Origin of the sequence: Bacillus inaquosorum KCTC 13429 (genome assembly GCF_000332645.1) — a bacterium.
Lineage (GTDB): Bacteria > Bacillota > Bacilli > Bacillales > Bacillaceae > Bacillus > Bacillus inaquosorum.
On sequence record NZ_AMXN01000003.1, the window covers coordinates 63,559 to 82,892 of the forward strand.

At 41.6% G+C, this 19,334-nt stretch carries 24 protein-coding genes; 9 read left to right on the top strand and 15 right to left on the bottom strand.

The window, feature by feature from the left end; all coding sequences use genetic code 11:
• Positions 1-5: 5 nt before the first annotated feature.
• Positions 6-1,505, bottom strand: coding sequence for a cellulase family glycosylhydrolase (locus BSI_RS12615; protein WP_003238165.1), 1,500 nt, complete (start codon positions 1,503-1,505; stop codon positions 6-8).
• A 322-nt stretch (positions 1,506-1,827) separates the two neighbouring features.
• Positions 1,828-3,225: an alanine/glycine:cation symporter family protein gene (locus tag BSI_RS12610; RefSeq protein ID WP_003238169.1), complete on the bottom strand. Its 1,398-nt coding sequence runs from the start codon at positions 3,223-3,225 to the stop codon at positions 1,828-1,830.
• A gap of 498 nt (positions 3,226-3,723) precedes the next feature.
• On the opposite strand from BSI_RS12610, the gene BSI_RS12605 reads away from it, so the two are divergent.
• The gene (locus tag BSI_RS12605; RefSeq protein ID WP_003238171.1) at positions 3,724-4,077 is read left to right on the top strand and encodes a hypothetical protein; all 354 of its coding nucleotides are present in this window, start codon (positions 3,724-3,726) and stop codon (positions 4,075-4,077) included.
• 25 nt (positions 4,078-4,102) lie between these two features.
• Positions 4,103-4,228, top strand: a complete 126-nt coding sequence (locus BSI_RS23035; protein WP_003238174.1) for a hypothetical protein — start codon at positions 4,103-4,105, stop codon at positions 4,226-4,228.
• 47 nt (positions 4,229-4,275) lie between these two features.
• On the opposite strand, the gene parC is transcribed toward BSI_RS23035, so the two are convergent.
• From parC to BSI_RS12585, 3 genes are all read right to left on the bottom strand, one after another.
• Positions 4,276-6,696 carry a DNA topoisomerase IV subunit A gene (gene parC, locus BSI_RS12595; protein WP_003238175.1) on the bottom strand — a complete coding sequence of 807 codons (2,421 nt, stop codon included), beginning with the start codon at positions 6,694-6,696 and terminating at the stop codon, positions 4,276-4,278.
• Positions 6,697-6,699: 3 nt separating this feature from the next.
• The gene (gene parE, locus BSI_RS12590; RefSeq protein ID WP_003238177.1) at positions 6,700-8,667 is read right to left on the bottom strand and encodes a DNA topoisomerase IV subunit B; all 1,968 of its coding nucleotides are present in this window, start codon (positions 8,665-8,667) and stop codon (positions 6,700-6,702) included.
• Between the two features lie 393 nt (positions 8,668-9,060).
• Positions 9,061-9,468, bottom strand: a complete 408-nt coding sequence (locus BSI_RS12585) for a CoA-binding protein (protein ID WP_032732000.1) — start codon at positions 9,466-9,468, stop codon at positions 9,061-9,063.
• Positions 9,469-9,635: 167 nt separating this feature from the next.
• Between BSI_RS12585 and plsY the strand changes: the two genes are divergently transcribed.
• Positions 9,636-10,217 carry a glycerol-3-phosphate 1-O-acyltransferase PlsY gene (gene plsY, locus BSI_RS12580; protein WP_003238179.1) on the top strand — a complete coding sequence of 194 codons (582 nt, stop codon included), beginning with the start codon at positions 9,636-9,638 and terminating at the stop codon, positions 10,215-10,217.
• Between the two features lie 79 nt (positions 10,218-10,296).
• Positions 10,297-10,584, top strand: coding sequence for a HesB/YadR/YfhF family protein (locus tag BSI_RS12575; RefSeq protein ID WP_003238180.1), 288 nt, complete (start codon positions 10,297-10,299; stop codon positions 10,582-10,584).
• A gap of 30 nt (positions 10,585-10,614) precedes the next feature.
• On the opposite strand, the gene BSI_RS12570 is transcribed toward BSI_RS12575, so the two are convergent.
• The 7 genes from BSI_RS12570 to acnA form a co-directional block, all read right to left on the bottom strand.
• Positions 10,615-10,914 carry a hypothetical protein gene (locus tag BSI_RS12570; protein WP_032732002.1) on the bottom strand — a complete coding sequence of 100 codons (300 nt, stop codon included), beginning with the start codon at positions 10,912-10,914 and terminating at the stop codon, positions 10,615-10,617.
• Positions 10,915-10,929: 15 nt separating this feature from the next.
• Positions 10,930-11,346, bottom strand: a complete 417-nt coding sequence (locus BSI_RS12565) for a YbgC/FadM family acyl-CoA thioesterase (protein ID WP_003238182.1) — start codon at positions 11,344-11,346, stop codon at positions 10,930-10,932.
• An 83-nt stretch (positions 11,347-11,429) separates the two neighbouring features.
• Positions 11,430-11,684, bottom strand: a complete 255-nt coding sequence (gene tlp / locus BSI_RS12560; protein WP_003238183.1) for a small acid-soluble spore protein Tlp — start codon at positions 11,682-11,684, stop codon at positions 11,430-11,432.
• Positions 11,685-11,720: 36 nt separating this feature from the next.
• Positions 11,721-11,867 (bottom strand): acid-soluble spore protein SspN, encoded by a 147-nt coding sequence (gene sspN, locus BSI_RS12555; RefSeq protein ID WP_003238184.1) that lies wholly within the window; start codon positions 11,865-11,867, stop codon positions 11,721-11,723.
• Positions 11,868-11,931: 64 nt separating this feature from the next.
• Positions 11,932-12,057, bottom strand: a complete 126-nt coding sequence (locus tag BSI_RS0120990) for an FbpB family small basic protein (RefSeq protein ID WP_003244964.1) — start codon at positions 12,055-12,057, stop codon at positions 11,932-11,934.
• A gap of 79 nt (positions 12,058-12,136) precedes the next feature.
• The gene (locus BSI_RS12550) at positions 12,137-12,649 is read right to left on the bottom strand and encodes a redoxin domain-containing protein (RefSeq protein WP_003238185.1); all 513 of its coding nucleotides are present in this window, start codon (positions 12,647-12,649) and stop codon (positions 12,137-12,139) included.
• Positions 12,650-12,720: 71 nt separating this feature from the next.
• Complete coding sequence (gene acnA, locus BSI_RS12545; protein ID WP_003238186.1) at positions 12,721-15,450, bottom strand: aconitate hydratase AcnA; 2,730 nt, start codon at positions 15,448-15,450, stop codon at positions 12,721-12,723.
• Between the two features lie 226 nt (positions 15,451-15,676).
• Between acnA and sspO the strand changes: the two genes are divergently transcribed.
• From sspO to yneK, 4 genes are all read left to right on the top strand, one after another.
• Complete coding sequence (gene sspO / locus BSI_RS12540; RefSeq protein WP_003221239.1) at positions 15,677-15,823, top strand: small acid-soluble spore protein SspO; 147 nt, start codon at positions 15,677-15,679, stop codon at positions 15,821-15,823.
• 30 nt (positions 15,824-15,853) lie between these two features.
• Positions 15,854-16,000 (top strand): small acid-soluble spore protein P, encoded by a 147-nt coding sequence (locus tag BSI_RS12535; protein WP_003221237.1) that lies wholly within the window; start codon positions 15,854-15,856, stop codon positions 15,998-16,000.
• 80 nt (positions 16,001-16,080) lie between these two features.
• Positions 16,081-16,473: an outer spore coat protein CotM gene (cotM, locus tag BSI_RS12530; RefSeq protein ID WP_080010816.1), complete on the top strand. Its 393-nt coding sequence runs from the start codon at positions 16,081-16,083 to the stop codon at positions 16,471-16,473.
• 231 nt (positions 16,474-16,704) lie between these two features.
• On the top strand, positions 16,705-17,133 hold the full coding sequence (gene yneK / locus BSI_RS12525; RefSeq protein ID WP_003238189.1) for a DynA interaction protein YneK: 429 nt from the start codon (positions 16,705-16,707) through the stop codon (positions 17,131-17,133).
• Between the two features lie 30 nt (positions 17,134-17,163).
• Here yneK and BSI_RS12520 read toward each other — a convergent pair whose 3' ends face one another.
• From BSI_RS12520 to ccdA, 3 genes are all read right to left on the bottom strand, one after another.
• A complete protein-coding gene (locus BSI_RS12520) occupies positions 17,164-17,655 on the bottom strand; it encodes a CcdC family protein (RefSeq protein WP_080010815.1) in 492 nt (163 codons plus the stop codon).
• A 78-nt stretch (positions 17,656-17,733) separates the two neighbouring features.
• The gene (locus BSI_RS12515; RefSeq protein WP_003238192.1) at positions 17,734-18,096 is read right to left on the bottom strand and encodes a response regulator; all 363 of its coding nucleotides are present in this window, start codon (positions 18,094-18,096) and stop codon (positions 17,734-17,736) included.
• 88 nt (positions 18,097-18,184) lie between these two features.
• Positions 18,185-18,892 carry a cytochrome c-type biogenesis protein CcdA gene (ccdA, locus tag BSI_RS12510; RefSeq protein WP_003238193.1) on the bottom strand — a complete coding sequence of 236 codons (708 nt, stop codon included), beginning with the start codon at positions 18,890-18,892 and terminating at the stop codon, positions 18,185-18,187.
• A gap of 219 nt (positions 18,893-19,111) precedes the next feature.
• Between ccdA and ynzD the strand changes: the two genes are divergently transcribed.
• The gene (gene ynzD / locus BSI_RS12505) at positions 19,112-19,285 is read left to right on the top strand and encodes an aspartyl-phosphate phosphatase YnzD (protein WP_003238195.1); all 174 of its coding nucleotides are present in this window, start codon (positions 19,112-19,114) and stop codon (positions 19,283-19,285) included.
• The last annotated feature ends 49 nt before the right edge of the window (positions 19,286-19,334 follow it).

The following is a 19,334-nucleotide window of genomic DNA, read 5'->3' on the forward strand; positions in this document are numbered from 1 at the left end:
CATAACTATTTGGGTTCTGTACCCCAAATCAGTTTTCCGTGCTTATATAATGTGATTTTTTTCGTTGTTTTAAACGTATTGGATTGGAAAAAGGAATAATCCCCGCTTTGTGCATAATTGCTCCAGTCATCATTATGAAGACGAAGCTGAACGTCCCCGGTGCTTGCTCCCGGTGACAGCGTTCCGTTTTTAAAACCTAGTTCCAGATAGGCATCTGCGCCTTGCTTAGGCTTATGTAACATCACAAATTTGTGTGTCACATTGCTGCATCCGATCTGCGCGTAGACACAGTCATAGTTTTGGCCTTTGTTTTTCGCGGTATACCAGTAACGGACAGTGACATCTTTTAAATCAACCGTGGTGCTGCCATTATTTTTTATGTGAATCTGCGGTCGTATTTGGTTGCCGGTCACACTTCCATCACCTGCTCTGTATTGCACAGAGATACTGTTTTTCTGTGTCGGTTTATCTTGTGTTGGCGTTTCAGGACTGTCCTTTGTCAAATCTTTGGTGCCGAGAATGTTTTCTCTTACGAATGTTCCTGAAGCGGATAAATCGGATAATGGCCAGCCGCCTGTTTTAGATGCTCCCGGCTTTAAAGCTGAAGACGATTCCTGCTTATCAGAAAGATTCCAGTTCACCCAGCTGATATTCTTGCTGTTGAGATAATTCAGCCATTCCCGCGACTGGTCAAGAAATACTCCGCCATTTCCGGAAGCATCACTTGTCCCCCATTCCGTCACAAAAATAGGCGCTCCTTTGCTGAGGGCATAGTTTGCTTTATCCCGTAAAAACTGGCCATGTGTGCCGGCATAAAAATGAAGCGCGTACATGACATTTGCATCCTTTAGCTGATCATCGGCAGCATCATTCACATCCTGGCTCCATGTACCGGTTCCGACGATGATGAGGTTGTCGGGATCATGTTTACGGATAACGGAAATCACTTCTTCCGCATACGGTTTAATATCACGCTTCCAGTTCACATCGCCGTTTGGTTCGTTCGCAATTTCATAAATGACGTTTGGCGTGTTTCCATAAAGGCTCGACATTTCCTCGAAAAATTCTTTTGCCTTCTCTTTATTTTGATTTGGATTGCCGTCATTTAAGATATGCCAGTCAATGATGACATATACCCCAAGCTCTTTTGCCGCTTCAACCGCTTCTTTCACTTTGTTTTTCACAGACGGATTATCAATATAACCGCCGTCTGCCGTATACATTGCCGCACGGAAAACCGTAATGCCCCAATCGTCTCTCAGCCATTTTAAGCTGTCTTTATTGACGAAATCGCCATACCATTGCAATCCGTGTGAACTGATCCCCTTCAGCTGTACCGCTTTGCCGTCTTGATTGACTAGCTGTGTACCTTTTATGCTAAGCTGGCCATTTATGGATACTGGCGTTTTTGCCTCTGCTGCAGATGCTTCTGGAGCCGCCAAACCGCCGATTGCTAATAATGCAATGTATAAACATACGATTAAGATAGAGACTGAACGTTTCATATATGATATTTTCTCCTCCTTTAAATTATATAAAATATGCCTAGTAACTCACCGCTCTCCCTCCCTTTCGCTTTTTAGCACGGACTCATTGTAAAAATCTTTCTCACGATTGTCTATCAACCTAATTTCTTGTTTTTAGACGGCTTAAAAGCCTGTCTATTTGCTCTTTTTGTCTTATCTCAGATACAGCTGACACATGCGGAACCAAAGATAAAAGTGTTTAACCAGGACTTTACACGTTATTTTTTTATGAAATCAAAACATTCCGCTTCTTTTGGGCAAATAAAAAGCTGCATTCAATGAATTGAATGCAGCCGTGTTCTTATGCTTCTTGTTTCTCATCTTCCCAAGTTTCAGCGTTTTTCAGACCCGGGATGTTTTTCGCTTTGAATACAGGATCTAATCCTTGCTTACGCTGTTTCGCGTAATCTTTATACACTTTATAAGCAACGTTTGACAGCAGCGCAATAACAATTAAATTAATCAGCGCCATGATACCCATAAAGAGGTCCGCCATATCCCAAACGATTTGGAAGCCAGATAAAGATCCATAGACAACCATCGCAATAACAGCGATACGGTAAATATTCAGCCATGTTTTGCTTGTTTTAATAAATTCAATGTTTGTCTCGCCATAATAATAGTTTCCGACAACCGAACTGAATGCAAACAAGAACATTGCGACTGCGATGAAGCTAGGCGCCCAGCCTCCAATATGATGATTAAGGGCAGCCTGCGTTACTTGGATACCATCACCTTTTGGTGTTACACTATACAGCAAAATAATGAACGCTGTGGACGTACATACGATAAATGTATCGAAAAATACGCCTAATGTTTGAATAAAGCCTTGCTTTGCCGGATGCGATACATGAGCCGTCGCAGCCGCGTTCGGAGCGCTTCCCATTCCTGCTTCGTTCGAGAAAAGTCCGCGCTGAGCACCGATAACGATGATGCCTCCTAATCCGCCGCCGACGATTTGCTCAATACCGAAAGCATTTTTAACAATTGTTGCGATAATGCCAGGGAATGCCGTTATATTGGTAATAACGACAAACAAAGCAATGAGGATATAAATGCCTGCCATAACCGGCACAATTAGCTGTGATACAGCTACAACACGTTTCAAACCGCCAAAAATGATAAACGCAGTTAAAGCTGCCAGAACGATGGCTACAACTATTTTGTTTACATGGAATGCTCCATCCAACGCCCCTGCAATTGTATTCGTTTGAACAGCGTTAAAGATTAAACCGAATGAGACCGTAATTAAGACAGCAAAAACAACGCCAAGCCATCTGACCCCAAGACCCTTTTGGATATAGTAGGCTGGTCCACCACGGAAGTTATCTCCGTCCTTCACTTTATAAAGCTGCGCTAACGTACTCTCAACAAAACTTGAAGCCATCCCTACAGCAGCTACAACCCACATCCAAAATACAGCGCCCGGTCCGCCTGTCGCAATTGCTAAGGCTACACCAGTCAAATTCCCTGTGCCGACTCGGGATGCGGCCGAAATAAAGAATGCCTGCATAGATGAGACACCTTTATTTCCTTCTGGTTTCTCCCCTACTATTCTGAACATTTCAATAAAGTAACGGAATTGGATAAAACCAAAACGTATGGTAAAAAACAATCCAAGCCCTATTAAAATATAAAATAGGTAATTCCAGATGAAATCACTTGGAATATTAATTAAACTGTTGAAAAATGACCCCATATTTACCTCCCGTTTTCATCAATTCATGGTGAATTCAAATTTGATGTTAGATTTTTTAACATAACGAGTCTTATTATATCACAATATGTCGAATTAGGAAGTTTTTTCGTGAAGATTATTGTTCTAGATTGAAGTTCACGCCTTCGGTCTCTCTCTATTATTTTCCTATGAATAGAAATATTTCTTATAAGCTTGCATTTTAAAAAGAGTTCTCTTTTAAAATATTAGAATTTCTCCCCTGACACTTTCTGTTTCCTTTGATACATAAAGTCATAAATCCTAAACAACAAACATATCATCTAAAATGCGTTTTTATTCACATCTTAGACCGGGTATACATACACTAATAAAAGAAATTTCTCTTTCAAAAATAAGCAAAAAGATATATACTTAACAAAGTGAACTTTATTTTTAAATTTAATAAATCAGGTTTACTTTTAGGATGGATTAGGGTATTATTATAAAAATATTCAGTAATATTAAAGGGGGGAAGATCATTTGAAAAAGGTAACAATACTGAAAGCGTCCATCTTGTTCTTGGCGATTGCCAGTTTTCATTTGTTCTCAATCCCCCATGCCTTTGATATTGGCCATCATTATAAAGCTGTAGCCGACCAGCAGGAAATGCATGAGATGAAAGCCGGCCAAAATGCAGATGATGAAAAGAAATCCATCACAGGAGCATTTGCGCTGACTGCTTTATGGGCAATGGCTGTTCTGCTTATAACCGCTGAAAGCAAAAATACGGGTTACTCCCGCAGGCGCCAGCGGAAAAAAAGCTTTATACTGGCCAAATTTTATCAATCGTCTTATTTCGGCAAACTTCATGTTCAACATCACCCGATTATATAACGAAAATATGAGGAGGCTGTTAAACATGTTGTTTATCTTAAGAATGGTGATTTTAGGCTTATTTTCTTTCACAGCGCTGAATTTATTTGTATGGCAAGGAATCGAAGTCATTCATGCCATGACAGATCTTTTCTCCAGCCATGAAAGCTGATTAAAAAACAAACGAAACCCGCTCGCATAATGTGAGCGGGTTTTTTATTATTGTTCTGTATGAAGGCGCCAGACAGCCGTGACCTTGCCTGACTCCTCTTCATCAATAAAGAAAGAGCCATTGCTGTATCTGTCGTTTGTCCGGAAGTCTTTTGCCTGCAGTTCTTTTCTGTCACCTTTTTCTGTTTCAGCCATAAATCGCTGATGAAGACCGCAAGCAAACAATGCTGCGACTCGGTGAGGATTCTTCTTCAGTTCCCTTAGCATCACGACACCGCGTTTTGCGCGGGATGTTTTTTCAAACTCAGAAAGGCTCATGCGTTTCACCGCTCCCCGCTGAGTGAACAATACAATTGAATCGGATTCTTGAAGGATCTCTCCGGAGACAACAAAGTCATCTTCTTTTAGGTTAATCCCTTTGACACCTGCCGCACGTGCGCCAACTACATTTACTTCGTCTTCTCCAAACCATAGGCCGTACCCTAGGTGAGTGGCCATAAAGATCTGGCTTTCCCCATTTGTCACATGTACATCAATCAGTTCGTCTTCACCCTTAAGATTTAAGGCCACAAGCGCTTTAGAATAACGCTGTGCTTTATAATGGGTGAGCTCTGTCTTTTTCACCATGCCGTTTTTCGTAAAGAACAATAGATACGCCGATGGGTCAAATTCTTTTATCGGTATGGCCTTTACAATCGTTTCATCACGGTCAATGGTGATCAGATTTGAAAAATGCTGGCCCATGTCCTTCCATCTGATATCAGGCAGCTGGTGAACCGGACAATAGATGTAGCTTCCTTTGTTCGTAAAGAGCAGCAGCACATCCGTCGTATTCATTTCAAACTGATGCAGCATCCTGTCCGTATCTTTCATTCCGAAATCCTGACCGTTGGAAGCGGCAAATGAGCGCTGGCTCGTCCGTTTTAGGTAACCATCCTTCGTAACGGTCACATATACGTCCTCAGACGCTACCATGACTTCAAGGTTAATTTTAATTTCCTCAATTTTTTCTTCAATCACAGAGCGTCTCGTGTCTGCATATTTCTTTTTCAGTGCTTTTAAGCTGTTTGTGATCACTTTTAACAACTTTTTATCATTGCTCAGAATGGATTCGAGCTCTTCGATTTTTTTGCCGAGCTCTTCTGCCTCTTCCTTCAGCGCTGTGATATCTGTATTGGTTAAACGATATAGCTGCAATGAAACGATAGCTTCAGCCTGAGGCTCTGTAAAGTCATATTTCGCAATCAAATTGTTTTTAGCATCACGTTTATCGCTTGAAGAACGGATCGTTGCAATGACTTCATCCAAAATGGACAAAGCTTTCATGAGACCTTCTACGATGTGATGTCTGTCTTTTGCTTTTTGAAGCTCGTAGACAGACCGGTTTGTGACGACTTCCTTCTGGTGGCCGATATATGCATCCAAAATAGACGGCAGGCTCATCAGCATCGGACGGCGGTTATGAATGGCCACCATATTAAAGTTATATGTGATCTGCAAATCGGTATTTTTATATAAGAAATTCAAAATGCCTTTGGCATCCGCTTCTTTCTTCAGTTCAATGACCACTCTCAGCCCTGTCCGATCCGTTTCATCGCGAACCTCTGAGATGCCCTCAACCTTTTTATCAAGGCGGTACTCGTCCATTTTTTTCACAAGATTTGCTTTGTTTACTTCAAATGGAATTTCCGTAATGACAATTTGTTCTCGTCCGCCTCTGATGGATTCAATTTCAGCTTTTCCGCGGATAATGATTTTTCCTTTTCCGGTTTCGTATGCTTTTCTTATCCCGTCAACGCCTTGAATAATACCGCCTGTCGGAAAATCAGGCCCTTTAATGACTTCCATGAGTTCATCAACAGAGCAAGATGGCATTTGAATACGCTTAATGACAGCATCAATGACTTCTCCCAGATGATGAGGGGGAATGTCGGTCGCGTATCCTGCAGAAATCCCGGTAGATCCGTTGACCAATAGGTTAGGAAACATCGCCGGGAGTACAACAGGCTCCTTGCTTGTATCATCGAAGTTCGGCACAAATTCAACCGTATTTTTGTCAATATCCCGAAGAAGCTCAGATGCAATCGGAGATAGTCGTGCCTCTGTATAACGCATGGCTGCCGGGGGATCTCCGTCGATGCTTCCGTTGTTCCCGTGCATTTCGATTAACACATTTCGCACTTTCCAATCCTGGCTCATCCGCACCATTGCTTCATAAACCGAACTGTCACCGTGCGGATGATAGTTACCGATAACGTTACCGACCGTTTTGGCTGCTTTTCTGAAGTTTTTATCAAACGTGTTTCCATCTGTATGCATCGCATACAGAATTCTGCGCTGTACCGGCTTTAAGCCGTCTCTTGCATCAGGAAGCGCCCTGTCTTGAATAATATATTTACTGTAGCGTCCAAAACGGTCGCCGATGACCTCTTCTAATGGTAAATCATGAAATAATTCTGGCTGTGACAATCATTAAACCTCCTCAGCGACCGATAAGTTTTCATTTTCTAAAATATTGCTTTCTTCATCTAAGCCGAAAGCGACGTTTTTCTCAATCCACTTTCTGCGCGGCTCTACTTTGTCTCCCATTAACGTCGTCACACGTCTCTCTACACGTGCCGCATCGTCGATTTTGACTCTTACAAGCGTGCGGGACTCCGGATTCATTGTCGTTTCCCACAGCTGGTCTGCGTTCATCTCTCCAAGACCCTTGTATCGCTGAATGGTATATCCTTTTCCGACTTTTTTCAGGACATCATCCATCTCTTCATCAGACCATGCGTATTCAATGATTTCCTTTTTCCCGCTTCCTTTGCTGACCTTATATAAAGGAGGCAGTGCAATGAACACCTTGCCATGCTCAATGAGCGGCTTCATATAGCGATAGAAAAAGGTGAGAAGCAGCACTTGAATATGAGCGCCGTCGGTATCGGCATCTGTCATAATGATGATTTTGTCATAGTTGATGTCATCAATTGAGAAATCCGCTCCGACACCCCCGCCGATCGCATGAATGATCGTATTGATCTCTTCATTTTTAAAGATATCAGCAAGCTTAGCTTTTTCCGTGTTAATGACTTTACCGCGTAAAGGCAGAACCGCTTGGAATCTGCGGTCTCTTCCCTGCTTAGCTGACCCGCCTGCTGAATCCCCCTCAACGAGATACAATTCATTCTTTGCCGGGTTTCTCGAACCCGCAGGTGTCAGCTTTCCGCTTAATGTCGCTTCAGATTTTTTTCGTTTTTTGCCGCTTCTTGCTTCTTCACGGGCTTTGCGTGCCGCTTCGCGCGCCTGGCTCGCTTTGATTGCTTTTTTAACAAGAAGCGTTGCAGTATCCCGGTTTTCCTCTAAAAAGTAAGCAAGCTGCTCTGAAACAATCGCATCAACTGCTGATCTCGCTTCACTTGTACCGAGCTTTCCTTTTGTTTGTCCTTCAAATTGAAGAAGCTCCTCAGGAATGCGTACAGAAATAATGGCTGAAAGCCCTTCCCTTATATCGGTGCCTTCCAGGTTTTTATCCTTTTCTTTGAGTAAAGCCACTTTTCTCGCATATTCATTAAAAGCACGTGTCATCGCAGTTTTTGCACCTGACTCATGAGTCCCGCCGTCTTTTGTTCTGACGTTGTTAACAAACGATAAAATGTTTTCAGAATAGCCGTCGTTAAACTGGAACGCAAAGTCTACTTCTATTGAATGATGCTCTCCCTCAAACGAGACCACTTCAGACAAGACGTCTTTTTCCTCATTTAAGTAAGCGACAAACGCTTCTATGCCGTTCTCATAATAAAAGGCCTCATGTTGGTCATTGCGCTCGTCAATCAGCTCAATTTTTAATCCTTTTAACAAAAACGCAGATTCTCTTAAGCGCTCAGAAAGCGTTTCAAAATTATAAGTTGTTGCGCTGAACATCGTTGGATCTGGCTTAAAGTGCGTAAGCGTTCCTGTCTTTTTTGTTTTGCCGATCTTTTCAAGAGATGTAACCGGTTTTCCTCCATTTTCAAATCGCTGCTGATAGACGAAACCGTCCCGCTCAATCGTAACCGTCAGCCATTCAGATAAAGCATTCACGACTGATGCACCAACTCCGTGCAGCCCTCCGCTTGTCTTATAGCCGCCTTGGCCGAACTTTCCTCCGGCATGAAGCACCGTTAAAATCACTTCAGGGGTTGGTTTGCCGAGCTTATGCATTCCGGTCGGCATGCCGCGGCCTCTATCCTGGACAGAAATACTGTTGTCTTTATGTATTTTGACGATTATGTGATCTCCATGGCCGGCAAGCACCTCGTCGACAGAGTTATCTACAATTTCATAAACCAAGTGGTGCAAGCCACGCGCGTCAGTAGAACCAATATACATACCCGGCCTTTTCCTGACGGCCTCAAGGCCTTCGAGCACCTGTATGGCATCTTCGTTGTAATCAAATTGCTGTTTTCTAGCCAAACGTACAAACCCCTTTCAAAAACTAACATTGTCTTTCTCTTTTTCAGTGTTACGCATCAATTGTATAAAGTATTTGTTAAAACCTTGCCTCGAGCCGGTACTGCCTTGGACTCCCCATTATAACCAATATGTTCGCAATCGCAACATAGAGCTAACGAATCAGTTCGCAAAACATCGGCTAGTGCTGTTTTTACACTATGAGAACGTATGTTTGTTTATTATATATAAAGCAGCAGACCTTCGCAAATCGAACGGCCGAAACCCAGCTAGACAAGGTATTCAAAAAAAGCTGTTCAAGCTTTATTGTATCTGTTTCACCGTAATACGCAAACAATATCTTAAAATTAAAAAGCAAAAATCCTTGAATTCACAAGGATTTTTGCAGTTCTGCACCTATTTTGTTACAGCGTGCGCCACTTTTATGCACAGATCCATGATAACCGTTCTGTCTTTTTCTTTTAGCATCTGGTAAGCTTCTTCGTTTACCAGCCCTTGCTGTGCCCAAAATACTGGGGCATCTGTCTCCAAAAACTCTTCCGCCACGCCTGGCAGCTGTTCTGAGCGCCGGAATACATTGACGATGTCAATTGGACCGTCAATCTCTTTTAAAGATGAAACGGCTTTGACACCAAGCGCCTCATCGATTGTAGGATTAACGGGAATGATTTCATAGCCCGCATCCTGCATCGCTTTGGAAACCATATGCGACGTTCTATCCGGCCGGTCTGAAAGCCCCACTACTGCAATTCGCTTGCTTCTTTCAAGAATCTCTTTAATTTCCGCTTTGGAAGGGTTTTGCATCATGTACCACTCCTTTTTCATCTATTTTACATGATCAAAATGTAAGAAATCAAAATATGATGCATGTTTGATTGAATTTGCAAGCAAACTTTAAAAAAACTTATCATCAGATTATGATATCTCATGTTAAAATAGAAAGAAGGGACTTTGAAAAAGGAGAAATGTAGATGTTAATTGCTTTATTGATTATTTTGGCCTACTTGATAGGCAGCATTCCATCTGGCTTAATTGTGGGCAAGCTTGCCAAGGGAATTGATATTCGGGAGCACGGAAGCGGCAACTTAGGCGCTACCAATGCATTCCGTACGCTGGGCGTAAAAGCAGGTTCGATCGTGATAGCCGGAGATATTTTGAAAGGGACGCTGGCAACTGCATTGCCATTTCTCATGCATGTTGATATTCACCCGCTTCTAGCAGGGGTCTTTGCGGTTTTAGGCCATGTGTTTCCCATCTTCGCTAAATTTAAAGGCGGCAAAGCCGTGGCAACGTCCGGAGGCGTTTTGCTATTTTACGCACCTCTGTTATTTATCACGATGGTTGCGGTATTCTTTATCTTTTTATACTTGACTAAATTTGTTTCTCTGTCATCGATGTTAACAGGGATCTATACTGTTATATATAGTCTCTTTGTCCATGATAAGTATTTATTGATTGTCGTTACCCTGCTCACTATTTTTGTGATATACAGACACCGGGCGAACATTAAACGAATTATCAATAAAACAGAACCTAAAGTGAAATGGTTATAAACCTTCTCTTTTGACACAGAATAGCCTAATACGTTTATAATAGAGAAAATTCAAATGAAGAACAAAGGGGTGTTCTGTTATGAATATGACAATTAACGAAGACGCACTGAACTGGTATAAGGAAGAGCTCGATTTAGAAAGCGGAGACCAGGTTCGCTTTTTCGTCCGCTACGGCGGCTGCAGCAACGTTCAAAAGGGATTTTCTCTCGGTGTGGCGAAAGATGCCCCACAAGAGGCTGGAGCCACTGCAGAAGCCGGCGGCATAACCTTCTTTATTGAAGAAAGTGATCTATGGTACTTCGATAACCACGACCTTCTAGTCAGCTATTCAGAGGACGCTGGTGAACCGGTTTTTGAATACCAATAAAAAAGAACGCACATAATGTGCGTTCTTTTTTTACAAATGAAATCGTGTAAGATGATCGGTCAGGTTTTCTTGTTCCAAAATATATTTTTGTGTCTCACCCAGCAGATCAAAGTGAGGAAATTCATTTTTCCTATGTATCCATTCTTTTTTTAAACCGTACGCCGCTCCCCATTGAATCAGCTTATCAATATCTGCACAGCCGGCTTTAGTCACGGTCTTTGCTTCTGGAAACCGGTCATCCAGCCAATAATGTGTTAAAAATGCGATTTCTCCTCTTTTCACGGCGTGTTTCCACCGGTTGAGTTCCTCACGTTTTACACCAAACGCCATATCTCATTCACTTCCCTATTTTTTGGCCTTTTCATATGCTGCGTGCCAATCTGGGAAAGCTTTGCGGAACTGAATAGGCTTAAAGCTTTCTTTATCCACACAAATATGAGATGAGGTGGCTTCGATAGAAAGCTCACCGACCGGATTATAAATGTGATAACCATAAATGGTTTTAAAGCCGTTGTATTCCTCTATCCATGTGTGCACAACCGCGGTTTCTCCGTAATGAAGCGGCTTTTTATAGGAAATATTGATATCAACGACTGGAGAAAGAACGCCTTTCTTTTCCATATCACTGTATAAAAAGCCTAAGTCCTTAATGAGGGCCGTTCTGCCGAGCTCCATCCACACAAGATAATTTGCGTGATAGACAATCCCCATTTGATCTGTTTCTGCATAACGCACTTCTATTTCTTTTTTTGATACATGCAAGATTACTCTGCTCCCTTAACGTCAATTTAGCCCCATTTTACCATAATCAAATCAGAAAGAAAAAAACCAGGTTTCCCTGGTTTTTAAGAGCGGTATCCGTTTTCTCTCGCTGCGGACTCGTCTTGAATTTCATTGCGAAAAGCTTCGATGCTCTGTTCGCGTCTTGCATTTTTTTCTTTGATGCGCTGCTTATCTTCTCCCGAAGCAAACTCCATTGATTCTTCTGCTTCTTCTATGTTTTCAATCGTGTTTTGAACCATATCCTGCAATTTTTCTACATTATCAGAACGATCATCAGGTTTTGGCTGCTGCTGATATTGATTTTGGTTATTCGTCATTCGGATGTACCTCCTAGAAATAAACTCGGTTCGGCGTTACTCGCCTTTTGTCTGCATGATGATAGGCTGCTGCCCGGAAGTATCATGCATTTTTTCCCCTTTATTGGCTTTATATTTTACAGACTTTGTACCCAAGTGGCTTGGAGCATATTGAGGCTGACCGTTTTTCTTGTTGTTTCCCATGTTTATCCCTCCTCAACAGATAGGATTCTCAAAAGGAGGGGTAAACATGAATACAAATTAAAGGTTATTTTTGCTTAAATCGCTGTTCAAGCTTTTCCTCAAGCTGATTTAAATACTCTGTATTGGTCATCAGCTCTTTTTTGTTTTCCATGACGAGCTCATGAAAAGAACGTTTTCTCATCTTCTTCACTCTTCTCACCTCCGCATATTCTTTTATTTTTTCCAATTCTGAAAACTTGTAAGCATATCTGAACATAAAAAAACTGAATCTAATCAAGATCCAGTTTTTGTTCCATTTCTTTTTTTGTCATGGTGCCAATGTGTATGTCTTGTATGACGCCTTTTTCATCTAAGATATACGTCGTTGGGTATGACATCACGTTATAGTCAGCATTAATCCCTTTTTTATCAATCAGGATGGGAAACGTTAAGTCATACGTATCAGCAAACGCCTGAACCTGTTTTTCGCTTTTCTCAGCTGAAGTGAAATTAACCGCAACAACCGCAAGTTCGTCAGCGTGCTCTTTTTGCAGCTGTTCCATCGCTGGCATTTCTTGACGGCACGGTTTACACCAAGTTGCCCAGAAATTGAGCAGCACTTTTTTGCCTTTTGTGTCCTGTAAGGAACTTTTCTCTCCTGATAGCGTCTTCAAAGAAAAATCAGGTGCTTGCTGTCCCTCTTCAATCCCCACTTCTTTTTTGCTGTATGTTTGATACAAATTCCATCCCATATAACCGGCAAGCACGATAAGTAGGATCCCTGCGAGCCATTTTTTCAGCATATGCCACCTCCGCAGCACACTTTGTCATAAAAAGAAGAGAAAGCTTAATGCCTTCTCTTCCTATTGATTCATCAGGATTGCTTCATTTTATCGCGAAGCACCATTTGCAGGATACCGCCATGGCGGTAGTAATCAATTTCAACTTCACTATCAAAGCGGACAAGTGCTTCAAATGTTTTTACATTTCCGTCTTCATCAATTGCTCTTACTGTAACGATATCACGAGGGCGTACGCTTTCATCAACATCTACCTCGATGACTTCTTTACCAGTTAAGCCGAGTGTTTCCGCATTTTCACCTTGTTTAAATTGAAGCGGCAGCACACCCATGAATACAAGGTTGCTTCTGTGAATTCTTTCAAAGCTCTCAGCAATTACCGTTCTGATGCCAAGAAGGTTTGTTCCTTTTGCAGCCCAGTCACGTGAAGAACCCATACCATAGTCTTTTCCAGCTAATACGACAAGACCGGTTTTATCTTCTTTGTATCTCATACACGCATCATAGATCGATGTTACTTCACCAGTCGGCCAGTACGTTGTAAATCCACCTTCTGTACCCGGCGCAATTTGGTTTTTGATGCGGATGTTTGCAAATGTTCCTCTCATCATGACTTCATGGTTACCGCGGCGGGAACCGTAGGAGTTAAAGTCACGAGGAGAAACACCTTTCTCTTGCAAGTACTTACCGGCAGGCGTGTCTTTTCCGATTGCCCCTGCAGGAGAAATATGGTCAGTTGTGACTGAATCGCCGAATTTACCGACAACACGCAGGCCTTTTAATGGCTCAACCTTTCCTGGTTCAACAGACATTTCTTCGAAGAATGGCGGGTTCTGAATGTAAGTTGACTCACTATCCCATTTATATAATGCTTCATCTGTTGTTTCAATCTCGTTCCAGCGCTTGTTATCGTCAAATACCGTTTCATACTCTTTGCGGAAGAGCTCAGGCGTAACAGTTTGCTTAACAAGTGAATTAATTTCGTCCATTGACGGCCAAATGTCGTTAAAGTATACGTTTTGACCATCTTTGCCCACACCGATCGGATCGGTTTTCAGGTTAATGTTTACCGTTCCAGCCAGCGCATATGCCACAACAAGCGGCGGTGAAGCAAGATAGTTGCCTTTAACAAGCGGGTGAATACGCCCTTCAAAGTTACGGTTTCCGGAAAGGACAGACGTAATCAGAAGATCATTTTTCGCAACTGCTTCTTCAATTTCTGGTGAAAGCGGACCTGAGTTTCCGATACATGTTGTACATCCGTACCCAACGAGGTTAAAACCAAGCTCTTTCATGTATGGAAGAAGGCCTGAATTCACAAGATATCCTGTAACGACTTTAGAACCTGGTGCAAGTGACGTTTTCACGTAATTAGGCACCTTAAGCCCTAATTCAACCGCTTTTTTCGCTACGAGTCCGGCGCCGATCAGAACGTACGGGTTTGATGTATTCGTACAGCTTGTAATCGCCGCAATGGCGATTGCACCCGTTTTCATAACTGTTTCTTCGCCATTAAGGAGTTTAAACTTAATTTCTTTATCTTCTTCTTCAGCATTTAAACCGAAACCTTGGTTACCAGCAGGGCTGACTAAATGCTTTTTAAATGTTTCCTGCATAGCAGAAAGCGGGATTAAATCCTGAGGGCGTTTTGGACCTGATAAGTTTGCTTCAATTTGCGACAGGTCAATTTCAACCACATCAGTAAATTGAGGGTCTTCAGCATCAGGAGTATAGAACAAGCCATTGCTTCTGCAGTATGCTTCAACAACATCAATATGTTCAGGATCACGGCCTGTCAGACGCAAGTAGTTGAGCGCTTCTTCATCTACTGGGAAGAAACCGCATGTAGCGCCGTATTCCGGAGCCATGTTCGCAATTGTTGCACGATCCGCAAGCGGCAGTTCAGCAATTCCCGGTCCGAAGAATTCAACAAACTTGCCGACAACGCCTTTTTGACGCAGCACCTGTGTCACTTTTAACGCCAAGTCAGTAGCTGTTGTTCCGTTTGGAAGCTTGCCGACAAGTTTCGCGCCGATTACCTCAGGAACTGGGAAGTAAGAAGGCTGTCCAAGCATTCCCGCTTCAGCTTCAATTCCGCCGACACCCCAGCCGAGAACGCCGATACCGTTAATCATTGTAGTATGTGAGTCTGTTCCGACAAGCGTATCAGGATATGTTAAAAGCTCGCCGTCTTCTTCAATGGCATGGACGACACTAGCCAGGAACTCTAGGTTTACCTGGTGCACGATACCTGTTGCAGGCGGCACTGCCTGATAGTTATTAAACGCTTTCTTTGCCCAGCTTAAAAATTTGTAGCGCTCTGCATTTCTTTCGAATTCCAAGTCCATATTAATAGCTAACGCATCTTCTGTTCCCGCTTTATCAACCTGTACAGAGTGGTCGATAACGAGATCAACAGGAATTTCAGGGTTAATTTTATCTGGATCTCCGCCGACAGCTGCCATCGCTTTACGCAGTGAAGCAAGGTCTACTACTGCCGGAACCCCTGTGAAGTCTTGTAAAATAACACGAGACGGTTTGAACGGAACGTCGATTTCCTTTAATTCGGCAGTTCCCCATTTTGCCAAATTTTCCACGTGTTCTTTTTTGATGACGAATCCGTCAACTTGACGTAATACTGATTCTAAAAGAACTTTGATGGAATAAGGAAGCTTCGAAACCTTCCCGATACCTGAATCTTCTAACGCTTTTAAAGAGTAGTAATGATATGTTTTCCCATTTGTAGTAAACGTTTTTCTCGCTTGGAAAACGTCTTTTGCTGCAGTTTTTTGCTCGTTTGCCATTCTCCAAAATCCCCCTTCAGATCAGATCATTCTCAGATGAACGTAAATTCCATCACAATTTTCTCACAATTTCATATTAAAACAAAATCATACATAAGTAAATATCAATGTTTTTATTAAATACAATAAGTTCGGCTTATCGGACAAATGTACCGGTAATTATTACTGTTTATGCTCTCTCATATAACGCAACAAAAGGAGCCATATTATGATTGAGGTGATAATGATGGTCAAAAGAAAAGCGAATCACGTAATTAACGGAATGAATGACGCGAAAAGCCAAGGCAAAGGCGCAGGCTACGTCGAAAACGACCAGCTTGTACTGACTGAAGCTGAACGCCAAAATAATAAAAAAAGAAAAACCAATCAATAACACCGGACTCTTTTAAGGAGGTTCTATTTTATGACCAATAAAAATACAAGTAAAGATATGCATAAAAACGCCCCTAAAGGGCACAATCCGGGTCAGCCGGAGCCTCTCAGCGGAAGCAAAAAAGTGAAGAACCGAAACCACACAAGACAGAAGCACAACTCAAGCCATGATATGTAAGAAAAGCAGACCTCAGTGTCTGTTTTTTTATGCGTTCACCCATTTCCGATCCTCCGCATATGATGTAAAGCAAGGTTGATATGTGGAGGAATGCTTCCATGACCCATTCAAAACGTAATGATGCTAATGATTTCGATGGTATGGATGAATGGCTTCGGCAATTTTTTGAAGACCCCTTCGCCTGGTACGACGAAACATTGCCTATTGATTTATATGAAACAAGTCAGCAGTATATTATTGAAGCGGATCTGACTTTTTTAAAGCCGACACAAGTAACGGTTACCCTGTCTGGATGCGATTTCATCTTAACGGTCAAGTCGTCAGGACAGACTTTTGAAAAACAAATGATGCTTCCTTTTTATTTAAATGACAAAACCATTCAAACCGAATGTGAAAATCAAATACTCACAGTTGCCGTCAATAAAGAAACAGAAGATGGTTCTTCTTTTTCTCTTCAATTTCCTCTCAGCTAACATAAAAAGTCACTTTCATCCCCTATTATGAAAGTGACTTTTTTCCGTCCATTTATCGTCAAATACCCTCTAGTGACTCTCCCATGGCCAAATAGCAGATTCACTATACAATAGAATATGATCTACTATCTCTTTTGACTAGACGTCTATCACTTTTTTCTATTCTTTTTTTACTGTGTTCTTCTAATCTCTCTTCGTATACAATATGGTTAGAATAAGGGGGAATGATTGATGCTGGAAGGCTGGTTTTTGTGGTTTATTCTGTTTTGGGTGATCATGATGGTTGTCTTATTATCAATCGGCGGTTTTTTTATGTTTCGAAAGTTTCTAAAGCGTTTACCAAAAGAAGACGGCAGGTCAGAGCTTGATTGGCAGGATTACTATATCAAAAATAGCAGGCACTTGTGGAGCGATGAAAACAAACAATTTCTGAATGAATTGGTATCTCCGGTTCCGGAGCTGTTCAGAGATGCAGCAAAAGCCAAAATCGCAGGTAAAATCGGTGAGCTTGCATTAAAAGAAAAGGTATCAAAGATTGATCAGCAACTGATGATCAGAGGGTATATTCTCGCAACTCCTAAAAGAGACCATACCTTCTTAAAAAGGCATCTGCGAGACAAAAAAATCGATCTCGAACCTTATCAGGCCCTTCTTAAATAAAAAACCTTTCCTGACAGGAGGAAAGGTTTTTTAATTCATTTGAATATTAGCTGACTGCAGCTCGTTATGAAGTTTTCGGTATGATAGATACATGGCGATTCTCCACGGCACAATCATACCGAAAGCCAGAATCCAAAACATTCCGCTCAGTGCGCCGTAGTCAATCGATGTGCTTAAGATCGATTTCATCACGATTCTGATCACTAAAAGACCGACTAATATAAATACAAATGCTTTAGAGCGTTTCATATAAATTTCATTATTTTTAATTTCAAACTTAGAAGTTTTGATGAGAAAAATAGAGAAAATCACGCCTAAAGTGATCGCTTCTAAAAACTCTGCACCAGTTACCCAAAATACCGGAAATAAAAACATTAACGCTCCCGTACTCATAAAAATCGGCGGAAGAATGATTTTTTTCGGTGAAACGGGCTTGTCAGAGGACTTAATTCTGACCACCATTACAGCTACAGCCATTAACACAGCAATAATCGATGAAACTATAATCATCATACTTATCATTCCTTTGTTTCTCGGAGTGTTGATACTATATACTATACTCCAAAACAATAAAAAAAACCATTTTGAAAAGAAATGACTTTAATGTCCCATAACACGGCTAACAGCTTCTAACACCTTTGTTTCCTCGAACGGCTTAACAATAAAGTCCTTTGCTCCCAGCTCAATCGCTTCAGATACAATTCTTTGCTGGCGCATGGCAGTGCACATGATGACCTTCGCCTTAGGATCAAAGGTTAAGATATCACGAAGAGCCTTAATACCGTTTTTCACTGGCATTGTAATATCCATTGTCACGATGTCCGGCCGCAGTTTTTTATACAGGTCCGCTGCTTGCTCACCGTCCGCCGCTTCGCCTGCGATTATATAATTTGCCTCTTCCAAGATCTCTCTGATTTTCACTCTCATGAACTTGGCGTCGTCTACAACTAAAACTCTTGTCATATTCCCCTCCAAAAATCGATTTCCACAGATAATAGTCTTATTGTACCAAAAACAAAAGGATTAGTAGTAGTGCGAAAGTAATTTACCGTCAAAAACCAGTAAATCCTCCAAACAGATCAGACAGCAAAATAATAATCAGGCTCATCCAATCAAAGAATAACAGCACACCAATCACAATCATCAAAACGCCGCCTGCTTTCATGATTAAAAGCTGGTTCTTTCTTATCCACTTCAGCTTTGTGATAAAAAAAGACAATAAAAGAAACGGAACAGCAAAACCGAGTACATATAACATCATGTACGGCACCGCTGAGCCTGGATTTGTGCTTGCAAGTGTGATAACAGCCGCTAATATCGGACCGGTACAGGGCGTCCATCCCGCCGCAAATGCCATTCCGATTAAGACGGAACCTAAAAACCCGCTTGGTTTGTGCTTAAAATGGATTCTGCGTTCTTTCATGATCGCCTCTGGCCGGAACACGCCAAGCGTAATGAAACCGAACAAAATAATAAGCAACGCGCCAATTTGCCGAATCGCATCGTGATAATCCCTAAACAGGCTGCCAATAAAAGATGTTCCATAGCCTAAAGCGATAAAAATGACTGAAAAGCCAAGCAAAAAACACAAAGTATGAAACAAGCTTCTTTTCTGCAGCAGCAGTTTTTCTGTTTTCACATCATCCATGCTGACCCCTGTAATATAAGACAAGAAAGCTGGGTAAAGCGGCAGGCAGCAAGGTGAAATAAAGGATAGGAATCCCGCTCCAAATGTCAAAAAATAATTCACGTCTCCCATGTCATCATCCCTTCATGATTTGACATTCCTTCAAGTTATGACAAAATCATTTCATTTTTTTAACACTTTCACTTGAAGGATTTCTATTTTTAGAAAAAACTTATATAATTTAATTTGACATTGAGATATTGTACTCCTTCTCATTTGAAAATTAGTATAAATATGGATATAATATAAACATTCACTTTGAAGATCTAATGTATGAAAGGATACATCCCTGTGATTAGAGAGCATCTATTAAATGAAATCGAAAAAAAAAGAGCAGAGCTGCTGCAAATTGTCATGGCGAACGGAATGACATCTCATATTACGATAGAGCTCAGTCAGGAGCTTGACCATCTTCTCATACAATATCAAAAGCAGCGCCTTCGAGCAGTAGCGGGTGATGATTGATTGCAAAATAAAAAACCCGTATAAGGGTTTTTTATTTTATAACCATGTT

Coding starts and splice junctions, on each gene's coding strand:
- BSI_RS12615 (WP_003238165.1), bottom strand. CDS start 1,505: ATGAAACGTTCAGTCTCTATCTTAATCGTATGTTTATACATTGCATTA.
- BSI_RS12610 (WP_003238169.1), bottom strand. CDS start 3,225: ATGGGGTCATTTTTCAACAGTTTAATTAATATTCCAAGTGATTTCATC.
- BSI_RS23035 (WP_003238174.1), top strand. CDS start 4,103: ATGTTGTTTATCTTAAGAATGGTGATTTTAGGCTTATTTTCTTTCACA.
- BSI_RS12585 (WP_032732000.1), bottom strand. CDS start 9,468: ATGCAAAACCCTTCCAAAGCGGAAATTAAAGAGATTCTTGAAAGAAGC.
- plsY (WP_003238179.1), top strand. CDS start 9,636: ATGTTAATTGCTTTATTGATTATTTTGGCCTACTTGATAGGCAGCATT.
- BSI_RS12575 (WP_003238180.1), top strand. CDS start 10,297: ATGAATATGACAATTAACGAAGACGCACTGAACTGGTATAAGGAAGAG.
- BSI_RS12570 (WP_032732002.1), bottom strand. CDS start 10,914: ATGGCGTTTGGTGTAAAACGTGAGGAACTCAACCGGTGGAAACACGCC.
- tlp (WP_003238183.1), bottom strand. CDS start 11,684: ATGACGAATAACCAAAATCAATATCAGCAGCAGCCAAAACCTGATGAT.
- sspN (WP_003238184.1), bottom strand. CDS start 11,867: ATGGGAAACAACAAGAAAAACGGTCAGCCTCAATATGCTCCAAGCCAC.
- BSI_RS12550 (WP_003238185.1), bottom strand. CDS start 12,649: ATGCTGAAAAAATGGCTCGCAGGGATCCTACTTATCGTGCTTGCCGGT.
- acnA (WP_003238186.1), bottom strand. CDS start 15,450: ATGGCAAACGAGCAAAAAACTGCAGCAAAAGACGTTTTCCAAGCGAGA.
- sspO (WP_003221239.1), top strand. CDS start 15,677: ATGGTCAAAAGAAAAGCGAATCACGTAATTAACGGAATGAATGACGCG.
- BSI_RS12535 (WP_003221237.1), top strand. CDS start 15,854: ATGACCAATAAAAATACAAGTAAAGATATGCATAAAAACGCCCCTAAA.
- cotM (WP_080010816.1), top strand. CDS start 16,081: ATGTGGAGGAATGCTTCCATGACCCATTCAAAACGTAATGATGCTAAT.
- yneK (WP_003238189.1), top strand. CDS start 16,705: ATGCTGGAAGGCTGGTTTTTGTGGTTTATTCTGTTTTGGGTGATCATG.
- BSI_RS12520 (WP_080010815.1), bottom strand. CDS start 17,655: ATGATAAGTATGATGATTATAGTTTCATCGATTATTGCTGTGTTAATG.
- BSI_RS12515 (WP_003238192.1), bottom strand. CDS start 18,096: ATGACAAGAGTTTTAGTTGTAGACGACGCCAAGTTCATGAGAGTGAAA.
- ccdA (WP_003238193.1), bottom strand. CDS start 18,892: ATGGGAGACGTGAATTATTTTTTGACATTTGGAGCGGGATTCCTATCC.